This is a genomic window from Ancylomarina longa (assembly GCF_003996985.1).
GTDB lineage: Bacteria > Bacteroidota > Bacteroidia > Bacteroidales > Marinifilaceae > Ancylomarina_A > Ancylomarina_A longa.
Genome location: NZ_RJJX01000024.1, coordinates 15086 through 30327 on the forward strand (window position 1 = coordinate 15086; position 15242 = coordinate 30327).

Here is a 15242-nt window from a genome sequence, read left to right on the forward strand (position 1 = left end):
ATTTGATTAGGTAAGCAAATCACTACCTAATAAAGGATTTTTAGAGGTCCTTCGAAGTAGGTATAAATGTGTATTACTAATTTCCTTAATGTAAATCAGTTTTTATCCGACCAAGCTATGAATCTGATCTCTAAATCAATTTATCTGACAAAAACAATGATTTTCAATAGATAAATAGATGTTTTCATTTATTAAACAAGTTGGCATATTTTATATTCATCTTATTGGACGCTAAGAAAATACTCTTGTCAACAAAACAGAAAATACTACTATTTCCTGCTAAATCTATAATGGAAATATTGGTATATTTCGATGCAATTAAGCCAACTGTAATGTTTTCTAAAGCAAAACCTTATCGTTTTTTTTACGTTAGAAAAGATATTGTCGCGGTACCATTTGCTTTTAAACCAATCAAAAAAACCAAATCGAACACTATTAAAAACTAAAGACTTAAAATTAACATGCGATTTTCCCTGAAATCAATCCTATTATTGCTTTTACTATTTCCTGAATCACTTTTCGCTACCTCCTTTTTAAACGACTTAAGAGATCAAGTTGAAGTTACTCCGGATAGTGCTAAGACGGAACTCTTTTTAAAACTTTCCAAGCAGTACAGAAACATCAATCTGGATAGTGCCGTTTACTTTGCTCAAAAAGCATTGGAAAGCTCTAAAATACACGGTAACAAGCAAGATATTGTACGTTCGAATTTGGAACTTGCAAGAAATTATTCAAAATCAGGAGATTTTTTTCGATCCAAACAAAGCATTGACAATGCCTTACATATTGCCACTCAGAACCATGATTCTACAGGAATAGGTAAAACTCTATACCAATTAGGAAGTTATTATTCTTCAACCAACCAATACGACAGTTCTGTTTACTACTTTAATAAGTCTATTAAATGGAGCGAAAAAATTGGAGATAAATTTACAAAGGCAATTAATTATAATGGTTTAGGTATTATATCATGGGAAAAAGGAGACTTGGAAAGAGCTTTAAATAACTATTTGAATGCCTATGATATTGCAGATGAGTTGAACGATTCCAACTTAAAAATGACTCTACTCTCTAATATTGGGAACATTTATGCCGATGAAAAACAATCAGAAAAAGCATTATCCTCCTATTTGCAAGTATTGGAAATGGCTAAAAAGGAGAATCGAATAGATTTTACAGCAACCATATATAACAATATTGCCATCCTCTATCAGAACGACAAGAAATATGAAAAAGCATTATCCTACTTTCAAAAAACTCTGGATATCAAAAGAAAATTAGGGGATAATCAAGGAATTGCTCTAGCTTATAATAATATTGGAGAGAATTATTTTTCTCAAGGAAATATCGATAAATCGGTAAATTTTTTGAATCAAGCATTAGCGATTAATCGAAACTTAAATCTGAAAACAGAAATTATTTATAATCTGGAAACTCTATCTCAAATTTATCTTAAGACAGGGAACTATTCCAAAGCCCACAACTACCTTATTGAAAGCATTGATTTAAGTAAAAAACTAAACTTAAAAGGAAAGTACAGGGATTTGCTTAAGCAACTATCTGAGTATTACTATAAATCCGACAATTACAAAAAGGCCTATACCACCTTTAACCAATTCAACTCCCTTAAAGATAGTCTCCAAAACATTAGTCGTTCCGATCGTATTGCACAATTACAAACAGAGTTCGAAACAACAAAAAAGGAAAAAGAGAATGAAATCCTTAGAGTAAAGAACCAACTTACTCAAGAAAAACTGAACAAGGAGAAAACCTTAAAAAACTATGTCTTTATCTTCTTTTTAATTGCACTGACATTTTTAGTGCTAATCTTTATTCTTTTTCGATCAAAGGTTAAAACCAACCAGCAAATTAATAAAGTGAATGGTATGCTGGAAGAATCAAATCAGCAACTTGAAATTACAAATGCCACTAAGGATAAATTTTTCTCCATTATTGCTCATGATTTAAAAACCCCGTTTAATGCCATACTTGGTTTTTCCGAGCTGATTAAGGATGAAATAATAAGCACGAAGGATTTAGGCATGATTGAGGAATACAATAATTCGGTAAATGAAGCTGCACACAGTCTATTTACTTTATTAGAAAATTTACTAGAATGGGCTAAAAGCCAAAGAGGTAGCATTGAATTTTCTCCTACTCAATTTGACCTTTATGAAGTGGTTCAATCCAATATTACGCTATTCAAATTAAAAGCTACCGACAAATCAATTCAATTGGATTCTGATTTAGAACCAAAAACCATGGCATATGGAGATGTAAATATGGTAAATACTATTGTTCGCAATTTAATTAATAACGCTTTAAAATTTACGAATACCAATGGTGAAATTCATATTTCTACTGCAATAGAAGATGACTTTATTATACTGAGCGTTCAAGATAATGGCATTGGCATTAGTAAAGAAAATCAGGAAAAACTATTCAGATTAGATTGTAATTATACTACCACTGGTACTAATGATGAAACTGGAAGTGGATTGGGTCTTATTTTATGCAAGGAATTTGCAGAAAAAAATGGAGGTGATATTTGGGTAGAAAGTAAATTAAGTAAGGGGAGTAAATTTATAATCACCCTTAAAACGGCTTAAATATAGAGTATTTAGAATACATTTAAATTGCTGGTTTCCCATTTGGTAGCTAGCATTTTTTTTATTTCTATTGATATTCCCTTTTATCTTTGCGAACCAAAATAGATCTATATGGAATTAATCAGCCTTCTTTTTTTAGCACTCGGACTCTCTGTTGATTCTTTTGCTGCTTCGGTATGTAGTGGATTGGCAATTAAAAAAATTCGATTCTTGCAGGCAGTTAAAATTGCATTCTTTCTAGCCATTTTCCAAGGTGGAATGCCCATATTAGGCTGGTTTAGTGGATGGCAAATGAAGGATTTAATTAAAGACTTTGATCATTGGATTGCCTTTATACTATTGGCTGGTCTGGGTAGTAAAATGATCTATGAAAGTTTGACAGGTAAGACTCAAGACTGTGCCTTTAATCCTCTTAAATTAAGCGTACTATTGGGAATTTCGATTGCCACCAGTATTGATGCATTAATAATTGGGTTTAGTATGGCAATGGTTAACATCTTAATTTGGAAACCTGCAATTATTATTACCATCATCACTTTTATTGTATCTATGTTGGGTATGCTAATGGGTAAAAAAATAGGCGCTAAAACCAGTAAAAAATTCGAAGTTATTGGTGGTGTCGTTCTAATCCTTATTGGATTTAGAATTCTAATTGAACATCTCTTTTTTCAGGCTTAGATTTCTCCTTTTTTTCTTAATTCTGACATTAACTCACTTAGCTTTTGTATTCCTTTGGTTATAGAAGGTCCTGATATGGTTGCTCCAGAAATGGAATCAATATCTTTTTCAAATACCATTCCCTCTCCATTCTTCTTCCCTTCAAATTGTTTCAACCAATATTTTGCCATGATCTCCCCACCATAAGTCGATCGATATATTAAAACAGCAATCTTCCTGATTTGTAAATCCTGATCAAAAAGAACCAAATAATCGAAATAATCAAATTTACCTTTGGAACTTGCGAAGGCTGCTACTCCAATAATATCTTTTCCTGATTTCAATTTGCTCAGTTTGATATTTCTAACCACATTCTCCTTATTTAAGGAATCAAAGTTAGAAATGTCTAACTCTTCCATTATTACCTGATCGGTATCAAATGCAGATTTCAGTGCTTTATCAATTTTTTTCTGAATGCTTTTGGGATAATCACTTGCTATAGTTACAGTAATAGAAAAACACAGCACAAAACTTAAAAGGAAACGTCTACAATAAATCATCTTCATCACTTTTCATATTAAAAAACTGCAAAATAGCTATCCGAGGATTTCTATCTTGCAGTTCTATTTTTTAATTAAAACCAAACTCCCACTCCAAAATTCACAAAGTGTCTCTTTTGATTGTTACCATCCTTAGTAGATTGGTAGTCCGCTTTTACTACAGCGCCTTTTGCCAAATGGTAGTTCAATCCAAAAAACCATTCCTGTCTATCGAAAGCTTTGTTTGCAACTTCACCGCTTGCTACTTTTTGATGTGTATTATAATTCTCGTAGCGAATAAATGGGATCAAGGATTGTTCCTTTCCGTGCAACAAATCATATCCTGCCTCCAGATAATATCCCATCATTTCTTTACCCAAATCAGCTCCTGTCTTAGCATTATATTCTTTCACATCAGAGATAAACGAATGAATATACTGTCCTCTAAGTTGCAGTGCATCCATTTTATAACGAAAATCTGCTCCAATCATACTAATTCCCACACGAGTAGAATCAGCAATGGTTTCGGCAATATCATCGTTTTTATCTAAGCCATCGAATGCAGAAGATTGAGTTTTCCCCATATAGCCAGATAAGCCAAAATTTAAACCTTTAATGCCATAGTAATCTACTTTCCCAGATATCGATGGAGAGGTAAATGTAGATTCAGCCCCTTTTTGTCTTCCTTTTCTAAATCCATCTGATCCTCTTAATTTTCCGCTTCCATCATAACCATTAAAGCCATTCATCACATAGATTTGATATCTTAATGGCATAGAATTCAAACGACCGTTCACACCTACACCTATTTCTCTCCACGTTGTAGGAACAATATATTTATCTACAGAAGGTCTTTCCACTCCATTGAATGTAGTTGGTTCATGGTACTCATTCACAATACCCATTGGCACAAGCATTAATCCCCCTCTTAAACTTGTATTGGGTCTTATATTATAATTCAAAAAGGCTTGTTCTACAGCTAGTTCCTTTACATGTTCGTACTCTATTTCAGTTACAAAAGAGGTTTTATCATTGAACTGATATCCCAAAAACAACACCATTCTATGCACATCCATCTCTCCATTGTAACGAGTATTACCACTAATTTGCTGGTTATAATGAATCTCCCCGTAACCTCCAATACTCAGTTTTTCTTCCTTTACTTTCTCTAAAATCGTTGAACCAATACTCTTGGGTGCTTCTACATCCTGCGCTTTTGCTCCAAGCATTAGCAAGCACATACTCACAAATAGTAATCCTTTCTTCATCTTTATTACATTTAGGTTTTAACAATAAAACATCGCATATTGCGCATTAAGATTGGGTGCTAAATTAGAATAAGACTAAATAAGTCTAAATACCTAAATGTTGGTATTTTTAGATGAACAGTGGAATCTGTCCTATTTAAACATCAAATCATGCAGATATTTTAATAATTTTGAATGCAATAAAATAATCGGGGTGATCAATCAATTACGCCTCTAAATGAAGATTACAACATGGAATATATCAATAATTTTATCATAGATTTTGTGGATATTTTGAACCAAATGTCTCCTTACCTAATGCTGGGTTTTTTATTTGCTGGGATTTTAAAAGTGGCCTTTCCCCAATCTTTTATTGACAAATACTTAGGTCAAAAAAATGGGAAATCCGTATTTTATGCATCTCTCATTGGTGTACCACTACCCTTATGTTCCTGCGGTGTCATCCCAACAGGCATTTCCTTTTATAAGAGTGGTGCTACTAAAGGCTCCTCTGTTTCCTTTCTAATTTCTACACCACAAACTGGAGTTGACTCCATTTTAGTAACCTACTCCCTATTGGGTTTACCTTTTGCTATTATTCGTCCATTTATTGCTTTAGCTACAGGATTTTTGGGAGGTTTACTCACAAATAAACTAGATGACACTAAAAAGATAAGCACACCAATAGCCACTTATTCAGCAGAAAAATCTGATAGTTCAGAATGCTCAGACGGATGTTGCGACAATAAATCCAAGAAACAGTCCAAACTTCACACTCTATTTAAATATGCATTTGTAGATTTTCTGCAAGATATTTCTAAATGGTTAATTATTGGATTATTGCTTGCTGCCGTGATTTCAATATCCATTCCTGATGATTTTTTCTCCTCTTTTATCGGAAATGATTTTATTGGAATGTTGGTTATTCTTATTGCATCCATCCCTTTATATATTTGCGCAACCTCATCTGTACCTGTTGCTGCGATATTATTAATGAAGGGACTTTCTCCAGGTGCAGCCTTAGTTTTTTTGATGGCTGGACCAGCAACAAATGCAGCAACAATAACTGTTTTAAATAAAGTACTTGGAAAGAAATCTACGCTAGCCTATTTACTTTCAATAGTCTCAGGAGCCTTATTTTTTGGTTTATTAATAGACAATTTCTTACCCAGAGAATGGTTTACTTTGAGTGGCTTACACACCACAATGAGCGTTCATGAAGGACATTGGCAATTACCATTATGGATACAGTGGACTAGTAGCATATCCCTTTCTCTTCTAATAATAAATGGATACATTCAAAAATATCTCTCCCGTAAAAAAGATCTAATGCACCAATCAAAACAAAAAGTAATGAATGAAATATGGGTAACTGTAAATGGAATGACTTGTAATCATTGTAAAAATAGCGTAGAAAAGCATATTGGCAATTTAGAAAATATCAATCTGGCTGAGGTTAATTTAGAGCAAAAGAATCTGCATATTCAAGGTACAGACCTGGATCTGGCTCAAATAAAAAAAGAATTGGAAAGTCTGGGATTTGAATACGGTGGTGAAATTTCAGAATAATTACCTCGTATAATTCCAAAAAATCTTCTATTATAACAGCAGTAGATTCCCTAAGAAATAAAAGGGAGTCTATTGCTGTTTCTATTTAAAATTTGCCCTATACTTTATCCGTAAATTTTATCATTTCGGAAAAATTCTTCCTATTTATAATATTTTAAACTCTTCAAAAATTTCTTCTCTTTTTATCTGCTTTTAATTTTCATACTCAGATACAGACATATTCTTGCTGAATATTCGTTAAATATGGTCTCTAAATCACACTCTGAATTGGTGTTCAGTATTCCTACTCGTTTCAAGCTTATTACTTGGAAACTTCAAAATTTTGATTAATTTTAACATGTTCTACAACATACATATGTTATACAACATTCGATTTAAAAGAAGAACATTTCATCTCTAAAAAGAATAATCTTTTAAATACCAGGCTTTTGGAAGCCTATAAACGATTAACCAAAATATGATCAAAAAGATTTCAAAAGTCCTCGTTGCAAACCGAGGAGAAATAGCCCTGCGTGTGATGCGATCCTGCCGGGAATTAGGAATTCTTTCCGTAGCAGTATATTCCGATGTCGATAGAAGTTCAATGCATGTTCGATATGCTGATCAAGCTTATCACATTGGATCAGCAAACTCATCCGAAAGCTATTTAAATATTGATAAAATAATAGACGTTGCAATAAAAAGCAAAGCCGATGCTATTCATCCCGGATATGGTTTTCTGAGCGAAAATGCTGAATTCTCTAAACGTTGCCAGGAAGAAGGAATTATATTTATCGGTCCCACTCCGGAAGTAATTTCTACCATGGGTGATAAAATCACAGCAAGACAAACGATGACGAATAGTGGTGTTCCTGTGGTTCCTGGCACAAAGGAAAATTTAGATTCCGACGAAACAGCTTTAAGAGTTATTCATGAGATAGGCCTGCCTGTCATGATTAAAGCCTCAGCCGGTGGTGGCGGGAAAGGCATGAGAATGGTTGATAAAGAAAAGGATATATTAAGTAGTCTCAGAGCTGCAAAATCAGAAGCAATGTCATCCTTTGGGAATGACGATGTTTATGTGGAGAAATATATATCCTCTCCTCATCATATCGAATTTCAAATTCTTGGGGATCAACACGGCAACGTGATTCATTTGTGCGAAAGGGAATGTTCTGTACAAAGGAGGCATCAAAAAGTTGTGGAAGAAACTCCTTCCCCTTTAATGACTCCCGAGCTTCGCGAAAATATGGGAACACATGCAGTTGCTGCGGCAAAAGCTGTTAACTATCAGGGAGCAGGAACTATTGAATTTCTGGTAGATGATGACTACAATTATTATTTTTTAGAGATGAATACCAGATTACAGGTAGAACATCCCATCACGGAAAGAGTAACCGGATATGATCTTGTAAAACAACAAATATTGATTGCAGAAGGTCATGCGTTACAAATGAAGCAGGAGGATATTTTCCAGTTTGGGCATGCAATCGAATGTAGAATTTATGCCGAAGACACCAACAATAATTTTATGCCAAGTCCTGGTAAGATAACACACATTACCGAACCGATGGGACTGGGAGTTAGAACAGATGGATATGTTTATGAGGGATATGAGATTCCTATTCATTACGATCCCATGATCTCTAAACTGATTGTTTGGGCAAAATCCCGTGGCGAAGCGATTGAAAGAATGCGCAGAGCATTGTATGAATACAAAATCACCGGTGTAAAAACCTCTATCCCATTCCTCGAGAAGATCATGGACTGCCCTGATTTTAGGAATGGAACCTATAACACACATTTCATTCAGAATAATGAAGAATTTCTGCATGCAAATGACACATCAAAACATCATTTCGAGGATCTTGCTATCGTCACTGCCTTCATCGATTACCATCGTAAATTAAAGGAAGTACAAGTCGAAAAATGTTCCAAAATGCAAAGCAAATGGAAAGAATTTGGACGCCGCAGAGGAATGTTTAGAGCAAGCGAAAATTAAAATCCACAAAAAATTGAATACTGATGGCACTTGAATTAAAATTAGACGATCGAATCGCAAAAGTCGAACTTCTGTCTGAAGATGGCGACAAAATTAAGATCATGGTCGACGACAATGAATATGATTTGGACATGCAACAGGTTGAAAATGGAGTCTATTCTGTTGTATACAAAGGTCGTTCCTATAATGTTGAACTCATTGAAAACGGAAGTCCAAAGAAATATACAGTCAATACTTTTTATCACGCTTATGAAGCTGAAATTATAGATGCTGAAACAAAGTACCTACAAGCTAGAAATAATGGAGATTCGCAAGCTTCAGAAAGCACTGTTTCTTCACCAATGCCCGGCAAAGTGGTGAAAATACCAGTTCACTTAGGCGAAGAAGTAAAAAAAGGAGATACTGTAATTATTGTTTCAGCAATGAAAATGGAAAGTGAATATAAAGCCTCGAAAGATGGTGTTGTAAAAGAAATTTTTGTGAAGGAAGAAGACACAATTGATGGCAATCAACCACTTGTATTTATCGATTAATTTAACTCAAATCCTACACATAACAGATTCAGATTTGATTGGATCATAGAAATATTAGAATAAAATGTTGACTATAGAAGATAAGATCAAAAATTTTGAGACATTAAATAAAGCTGCAGAAGAAGGTGGCGGACAAGCAAGAATTGAGAAACACCATGCTGCAGGTAAAAAAACCGCTCGCGAGAGAATTCAGGATTTATTAGATCCCGAAACTTTTGTAGAGGTAGATAAGATGGTTACCCATCGTTCTACTGATTTTGGCATGGAAAAAAATAAAATTCCAGGTGACGGAGTAGTTTGTGGATACGGGAAAATAGACAATCGTCTGGTTTATGTTTTTGCACAGGATTTTACGGTTTTCGGAGGTTCTTTAAGTCGTGCTAATGCAGATAAAATTGTTAAAATCACCAAACTTGCCATGAAAATGGGAGCCCCTATTATTGGATTAAATGATTCCGGAGGAGCAAGAATTCAGGAGGGAGTACAAAGTTTAGCTGGTTATGCCGATATCTTTTACCAAAACGTTAGAGGTTCTGGAGTGATTCCACAGATATCAGCTATTATGGGTCCTTGTGCCGGAGGTGCTGTTTATTCTCCTGCGCTCACCGATTTTATCATGATGGTTAAAGACACCAGCTATATGTTCGTAACCGGACCTGACGTAATAAAAACTGTTACACATGAAGAGGTTACCAAAGAAGAGTTAGGTGGTGCGCTTACTCACAATTCTAAAAGTGGTGTTGCTCACTTTACAGCTGACAATGACGAGCAGGCCATGATGATGCTTCGGGAACTCGTTAGTTTTCTTCCTTCCAATAATATGGAAGATCCTCCAATAAAACCATGTACCGATAACATCAACAGGGAAGATGAAAAGCTACAAACCATCGTTCCTGTCGATCCCAATAAGCCATACGACATTAAGGATATTATTGAAATAGTTGTTGATGATCACAATTTTTTCGAAGTGATGCCGCTGTACGCTCCAAATATCACCATTGGATTCGCTCGTCTAGGTGGAAAACCAGTTGGTATTGTCGGAAATAATCCTGCAAATATGGCTGGTGTTTTAGACATTAACAGTTCAACAAAAGCGGCTCGTTTTGTACGCTTTTGCGATGCCTTTAATATTCCGTTAATCACTTTTGTGGATGTTCCGGGATTTTTGCCAGGAACAGCCCAGGAGTTTGGTGGAATCATCAAACACGGAGCAAAACTCCTTTATGCTTTTGCTGAAGCTACAGTGCCAAAAATTACACTTATTACCAGAAAGGCTTATGGTGGTGCTTATGATGTGATGGCTTCCAAACATATTGGTGCAGACGTAAATTACTCCTATCCTACTGGTGAAATTGCCGTTATGGGTGCCGAAGGAGCTGTGAATATTATGAGTAAAGGACTAACAGAATCGGAAAGAGCCGAAGCGATTGAAGATTACCGGGAAAAATTTGCTCATCCTTATAAGGCAGCAGAAATGGGATATATCGATGAGGTAATACATCCAAAAATGACTAGAAAAAAATTAGTTCAGGCTTTGGAAATGTGCGCCAACAAGAGCGAACAAAACCCACCTAAAAAGCATGGCAACATTCCATTATAGAAACATTTTCAGTTAATAAAAAAGCCGTCTAAAAATAATTTTGAGACGGCTTTTGTTTATTTTATTCTATCGTTAAAAACGATAAGCTGCTTTCTGTAATTCTTTCACGCTTGTAATAGGATGATTTGGTTTTAATTGTTTTGCCAAAAACTTATAAATCTTCACTCTTATTTTTTTGGCTATTTTTGTATCCATTCTATCAAAGGAATGACCTCCCGGTATGTTTTGATAAATCTCGTATTCGAATTTCTTACCATCTGCTTTCAGCGATTTTATCAAATGTTCTACTTCTAACACGTTTACATCCGCATCAATTGTATTGGTGTGAATTAGTAATGGTGTATTTTGAAATCTTTTCGTGTTCCATGCTGGAGATCTTCTGCGGTATTCCGCCAAATTCTCATGCGCTGTTTTTCCAATGTGATAATCGGCTGAATATAAATCACGATAGCTTTGGGGTTCATATCCCATTCTCGAAATAATATCGCTTACAGGAACCCCTGCAAATCCAACCTGATAATCCTTAGGATGATCAAATAAATTGAATAAAGTGATCATTCCACCATGACTCCAGCCCATGATTCCCACACGAGTTTCGTCAACAAAATCATAATTTTCGATCATATAGTTCCGGCTGGCATATACATCTTCTGTTTCCAATCCACCATAATCAATTTTTTCGTAATGCCCTTTACCGTAACCAGTACTACCACGATATTCCGCTGCAACCACGATATATTCCTGTGCCATTAATTCCCGAATAATGTGGGTGTAATAAGTTGTAAAATCGCCATGCACTCCTCCATGAGGCAATACAATTAGCGGATACTTTTTATTTACATCGATCGTTTTGGGAACAAAGACATAAGTCCAGAATTTAACAGGATTACCAGCTCCTATGGCTGTTGGATTTTTTTCCTTCCATTTTGGTGGTCCGTAAATATACAATTTGTCGATATGGGCTACATCGCCCACGCGTTGAAACCATGTGATGTCATCTACCATCTTTTGCAGACGATCCAATCGGTGATCCAAATTTTCATCGTACTTTTTTAAGTCTTTGATTTCATCCTTCAGTTCGGTACTCAACTGGGCAAAACCATGTGCGGCGAGAAAGAGGAACAACAGGAATATTGCACCTCGCTTTACTAGATTCATAATTAAGTTGTTTAGTGTGTTGTTTAAAATATTAGTCTAATTTAAACATTTGATGGGAATTACTGCCAGAGTAGTCAGCTTTATTCGGGCTTCAGTCTTCTGCCTTTAGGGTATTGTTCAATAATACAAGGAGTGTTATCCAATCAAAATTAGTTTTTACTACCAATGAAATAACAATACCCATATAGCTCTCCAATATATTACGGTGCATCCGCACCTTAAAATCAAAAAATAATAATGACAGCTATAAAGATTATCGGTGCGCTGCACCTCTGCTTACTAAATGTCTTTAATTACACAGAAAATCATACATGTTAAGGAAAATCTTCTGCTACGAGGTTGTTTTAAATGGTACAGCGTACCAAAATATTTATAGCACTAATGATTCGCGATTGTTTCTAAGGTGCAGCGCACCGCAATATTCCTTCTGTGGTAAGAAAAACAGATGAAATAAACTACATTGACAATAGGTGCACCGGGACTTCTCCATTATCTCAATTCGAGACGATAAATTTTTGTGGTGGCATCGGTAATCTTAAAACGATCATCCATACGATGTCCGGGAATCCATATAATCCGATTCCCCGATAGAAGCAACCAGGTATTCTCCTTTTCCTGAAGACTAAATTTTTGATCGATAAAATAATCGGAGATCTTTTTCTTACCTTTCATTCCAATGGGTTGGAATGTATCTCCTTCTTTCCACTTTCTAATTTTTAAAGGAAATTGCAATAGGTTGGCATCGAAAGTAGCAATCATAGGATCAGTAGAGAATTTAAATCCGGGATTCCTTTGCAGAAAGGAACATTTAAAATGTACAGGAATATCTACCTCTACATCACTTTCCTCCATCCAATATTCCTTCTCATCCTGCTCCTTGATAGCCGAAAGAATGAGATATTCGCGATCTCTCAAAATCTCATGCGTAGCACTATAAAATCGCTTCCCCGATATGGAATAAATAGATTCGACAATATTTCTCACATCCCTCTGGTGAAATCCGAAGGGAGATATTATCTCGTACAAATGCGATACCGGAGCCTTCACATCTTTTAATCCGGCTATGGAAATCAGTAATGAATCCTCCTTTTGAATCACCAGATTCTTTCGGTTCTTTTCAATTTCAGCATTATAAATTTGCTCCACTTCCCGAAAGCGCTGTACATTTTCCGTCATGGTATGGCGTATTCCTGGATTTATTTCCTGTAATACCGGCATTACCTGATGGCGAATTTTGTTGCGCACATAATCGGTTTCCTGATTGGTAGAATCCTCTCGGTACTGCAAATGGTTTTCCTTTGCATATCCCAAAATCTGCTCCCGCGTGAAAGATAACAAGGGACGCACAATCCTATCATTTTTAGGTTTGATACCCGTTAAACCATGAATCCCGGTGCCACGGGCAAGATTAATGAATACCGTTTCCAACACATCATCCGCATGATGTCCTACGGCAATATACCGGTAATGAAAAACATCGCAAAGTTCGGCAAACCAGTTGTAACGCAAATCGCGGGCAGCCATTTCTATCGAGATCTTATTCGCCTCTGCATAGGCTTTGGTATCAAAATCTTTGGCATAGAAATCCATTTCATATTGCTCCGCCAAATCTTTTACAAATTCAAAATCCCCATCCGACTCTGCTCCTCTCAAATGAAAATTGCAGTGCGCGATGCTACATTCCACTTCCATTTCTTTAAGAAGATGCAGTAAAACAACAGAATCTACACCACCACTTACCGCAACCAACAATTTCTCGTCGCGATAAAAAAGCTTTTCTTCTTCGATAAAACGTACTATTTTTCGCAGCATGGGAGAATAAATTAACAGTGAAACAAGGATCAGTTACGAATCCTTAAAAATAAGAACATTAATGATCTTTAAGAACTTTCATGATGGCTTTTGCCTTTAGCAAGCATTCCTCATACTCCTTTTCGGGATCGGATTGCATGGTAATTGCACCACCAACCATAAAAGATAAATACTGATTTTTCTGATTATAGAGAATGCTTCGGATCACCACATTAAAATCAAAATTGCCATCGGGAGTAAAATAACCTACCGCTCCGGAATACAATCCCCGCTTTGTGCTTTCGTATTTCTCAATCAATTTCATGGCACGAACTTTTGGCGCTCCAGTCATCGAGCCCATCGGGAAACACGCTCGAATTGCCTCTATTCCCTGCACGCCCTCTTTTAATTCTGATACTACGGTAGAAATCATTTGATGCACCTGCGGAAAAGTATAAATTCCGCAAAGTTCCTCCACCATCACCGATCCTTTGGCTGCTGTTTTCGATAGGTCATTGCGTACCAAATCCACAATCATGATATTTTCCGCTCTTTCCTTCGGATCGGCAAACAAATTCTCTTTGATGAGCGTGTCCTCCTGCTCATCCACTCCGCGTTTTGCTGTTCCTTTAATAGGCTGCGAAATAATTTTTCTTCCAACTTTCTTGATAAATCGTTCGGGACTGGCCGAAAGCAAAAAGTGCTCCCCCATCTGATAATAACAAGAATAGGGAGTTGGCGACACCTGCATCAGCTTCCGATAGGTTTGCCGTGGCTGAATACTAGTTTTTTCGGCATAATATTCCTGACAGAAATTCACCTCATAAATATCGCCTCTGCGGATATGTGCTTTCAGATCTCGCACTGATTGTAAATATTGCGATTTACTAATGCGACTCTTGATACCGGAAACATTTATCGCTTGCTCCTTACTTACTTCAAGCTGCTGAATACTATTTACCAGATTTGTAATTTCTGATTCCGAAAATTCTTCGGAAGAAAAATGAACAGTCAGACTGTCTGCTTCCAGGAGAAATACCCAACGTGGACGAAAGAAATGCATGGCAGGAAAACCCAAAGCATCGAAGTTATCGGATTGCAATACCTCAATTTCATTCTTTAAATCGTAGCCCAGATATCCAAACCACCAATCTTTTGTCTGATAAATAGCTGCTTGCAAAGCCTCAAAACAATTCTGCTTTGGCTGTGCAATTTGCAAGGCATCAATACCGGCAATCCACTCATAAGTATTGTATTCTGCCTTGGAATTGGCCTTTGCATTCACCTCGTGACTATCCAATATACTCACGTACTCAAAACGCTTGCTCCAAAAAAGCAATTGCTCCTTAAATTGAATAGGATAGGATAGATGAAATGTAAGGCTTTTTCGCATGCCGCAAATTTAGAAAAAGATGCTTAGAATTGACCCATAGATTTAGATTTCGTAAATTTAATAAGCCCCTCCCATTCAAAGAATAGAATAAGCATTCCTATTTTTTTAGTACTCCTGATAAATCATTTTTAAATAAATATTAGCACTCATCATCTAAAAACAAGA

General features: G+C 36.0%; 11 protein-coding genes. 6 read left to right on the forward strand and 5 right to left on the reverse strand.

Annotation, left to right across the window (positions count from 1 at the left end; genetic code table 11):
* Window positions 1-461 precede the first annotated feature (461 nt).
* Window positions 462-2609 (forward strand): tetratricopeptide repeat-containing sensor histidine kinase, encoded by a 2148-nt coding sequence (locus DLK05_RS13770; RefSeq protein ID WP_127344590.1) that lies wholly within the window; start codon window positions 462-464, stop codon window positions 2607-2609.
* Between the two features lie 111 nt (window positions 2610-2720).
* Window positions 2721-3287 (forward strand): manganese efflux pump MntP, encoded by a 567-nt coding sequence (locus tag DLK05_RS13775; protein ID WP_127344591.1) that lies wholly within the window; start codon window positions 2721-2723, stop codon window positions 3285-3287.
* Here the strand turns inward: DLK05_RS13775 and DLK05_RS13780 are convergent.
* Both DLK05_RS13780 and DLK05_RS13785 read right to left on the reverse strand, forming a co-directional pair.
* The gene (locus tag DLK05_RS13780) at window positions 3284-3826 is read right to left on the reverse strand and encodes an FMN-binding protein (protein WP_209319884.1); all 543 of its coding nucleotides are present in this window, start codon (window positions 3824-3826) and stop codon (window positions 3284-3286) included. The genes DLK05_RS13775 and DLK05_RS13780 overlap by 4 nt on opposite strands.
* A gap of 74 nt (window positions 3827-3900) precedes the next feature.
* Entirely contained in the window at window positions 3901-5073 is a 1173-nt protein-coding gene (locus DLK05_RS13785; protein ID WP_127344593.1) for a putative porin, read from the reverse strand.
* Window positions 5074-5304: 231 nt separating this feature from the next.
* Here DLK05_RS13785 and DLK05_RS13790 point away from each other — a divergent pair, with 231 nt between their 5' ends.
* The 4 genes from DLK05_RS13790 (at window position 5305) to DLK05_RS13805 (ending at window position 10735) form a co-directional block, all read left to right on the forward strand.
* Window positions 5305-6621, forward strand: coding sequence for an SO_0444 family Cu/Zn efflux transporter (locus DLK05_RS13790; protein WP_127344594.1), 1317 nt, complete (start codon window positions 5305-5307; stop codon window positions 6619-6621).
* A 457-nt stretch (window positions 6622-7078) separates the two neighbouring features.
* Window positions 7079-8602 carry an acetyl-CoA carboxylase biotin carboxylase subunit gene (gene accC, locus DLK05_RS13795; protein ID WP_127344595.1) on the forward strand — a complete coding sequence of 508 codons (1524 nt, stop codon included), beginning with the start codon at window positions 7079-7081 and terminating at the stop codon, window positions 8600-8602.
* 23 nt (window positions 8603-8625) lie between these two features.
* Window positions 8626-9135 carry a biotin/lipoyl-containing protein gene (locus tag DLK05_RS13800; protein WP_127344596.1) on the forward strand — a complete coding sequence of 170 codons (510 nt, stop codon included), beginning with the start codon at window positions 8626-8628 and terminating at the stop codon, window positions 9133-9135.
* A 64-nt stretch (window positions 9136-9199) separates the two neighbouring features.
* A complete protein-coding gene (locus DLK05_RS13805) occupies window positions 9200-10735 on the forward strand; it encodes an acyl-CoA carboxylase subunit beta (protein WP_209319885.1) in 1536 nt (511 codons plus the stop codon).
* 72 nt (window positions 10736-10807) lie between these two features.
* Here the strand turns inward: DLK05_RS13805 and DLK05_RS13810 are convergent, their stop codons facing one another.
* From DLK05_RS13810 to pabB, 3 genes are all read right to left on the reverse strand, one after another.
* Window positions 10808-11893 carry an alpha/beta hydrolase family protein gene (locus tag DLK05_RS13810; protein WP_127344597.1) on the reverse strand — a complete coding sequence of 362 codons (1086 nt, stop codon included), beginning with the start codon at window positions 11891-11893 and terminating at the stop codon, window positions 10808-10810.
* A 489-nt stretch (window positions 11894-12382) separates the two neighbouring features.
* A complete protein-coding gene (gene tilS / locus DLK05_RS13815; RefSeq protein ID WP_127344598.1) occupies window positions 12383-13705 on the reverse strand; it encodes a tRNA lysidine(34) synthetase TilS in 1323 nt (440 codons plus the stop codon).
* Between the two features lie 58 nt (window positions 13706-13763).
* Window positions 13764-15077: an aminodeoxychorismate synthase component I gene (gene pabB, locus DLK05_RS13820; protein ID WP_127344599.1), complete on the reverse strand. Its 1314-nt coding sequence runs from the start codon at window positions 15075-15077 to the stop codon at window positions 13764-13766.
* Window positions 15078-15242 lie beyond the last annotated feature (165 nt).

Excerpts from the sequence above, each read along its gene's own strand:
- DLK05_RS13810 (WP_127344597.1), bottom strand. The coding sequence starts at position 11,893 with ATGAATCTAGTAAAGCGAGGTGCAATATTCCTGTTGTTCCTCTTTCTC.
- DLK05_RS13790 (WP_127344594.1), top strand. The coding sequence starts at position 5,305 with ATGGAATATATCAATAATTTTATCATAGATTTTGTGGATATTTTGAAC.
- DLK05_RS13805 (WP_209319885.1), top strand. The coding sequence starts at position 9,200 with ATGTTGACTATAGAAGATAAGATCAAAAATTTTGAGACATTAAATAAA.
- tilS (WP_127344598.1), bottom strand. The coding sequence starts at position 13,705 with ATGCTGCGAAAAATAGTACGTTTTATCGAAGAAGAAAAGCTTTTTTAT.
- DLK05_RS13785 (WP_127344593.1), bottom strand. The coding sequence starts at position 5,073 with ATGAAGAAAGGATTACTATTTGTGAGTATGTGCTTGCTAATGCTTGGA.
- DLK05_RS13800 (WP_127344596.1), top strand. The coding sequence starts at position 8,626 with ATGGCACTTGAATTAAAATTAGACGATCGAATCGCAAAAGTCGAACTT.
- DLK05_RS13780 (WP_209319884.1), bottom strand. The coding sequence starts at position 3,826 with ATGATTTATTGTAGACGTTTCCTTTTAAGTTTTGTGCTGTGTTTTTCT.
- pabB (WP_127344599.1), bottom strand. The coding sequence starts at position 15,077 with ATGCGAAAAAGCCTTACATTTCATCTATCCTATCCTATTCAATTTAAG.
- accC (WP_127344595.1), top strand. The coding sequence starts at position 7,079 with ATGATCAAAAAGATTTCAAAAGTCCTCGTTGCAAACCGAGGAGAAATA.
- DLK05_RS13770 (WP_127344590.1), top strand. The coding sequence starts at position 462 with ATGCGATTTTCCCTGAAATCAATCCTATTATTGCTTTTACTATTTCCT.
- DLK05_RS13775 (WP_127344591.1), top strand. The coding sequence starts at position 2,721 with ATGGAATTAATCAGCCTTCTTTTTTTAGCACTCGGACTCTCTGTTGAT.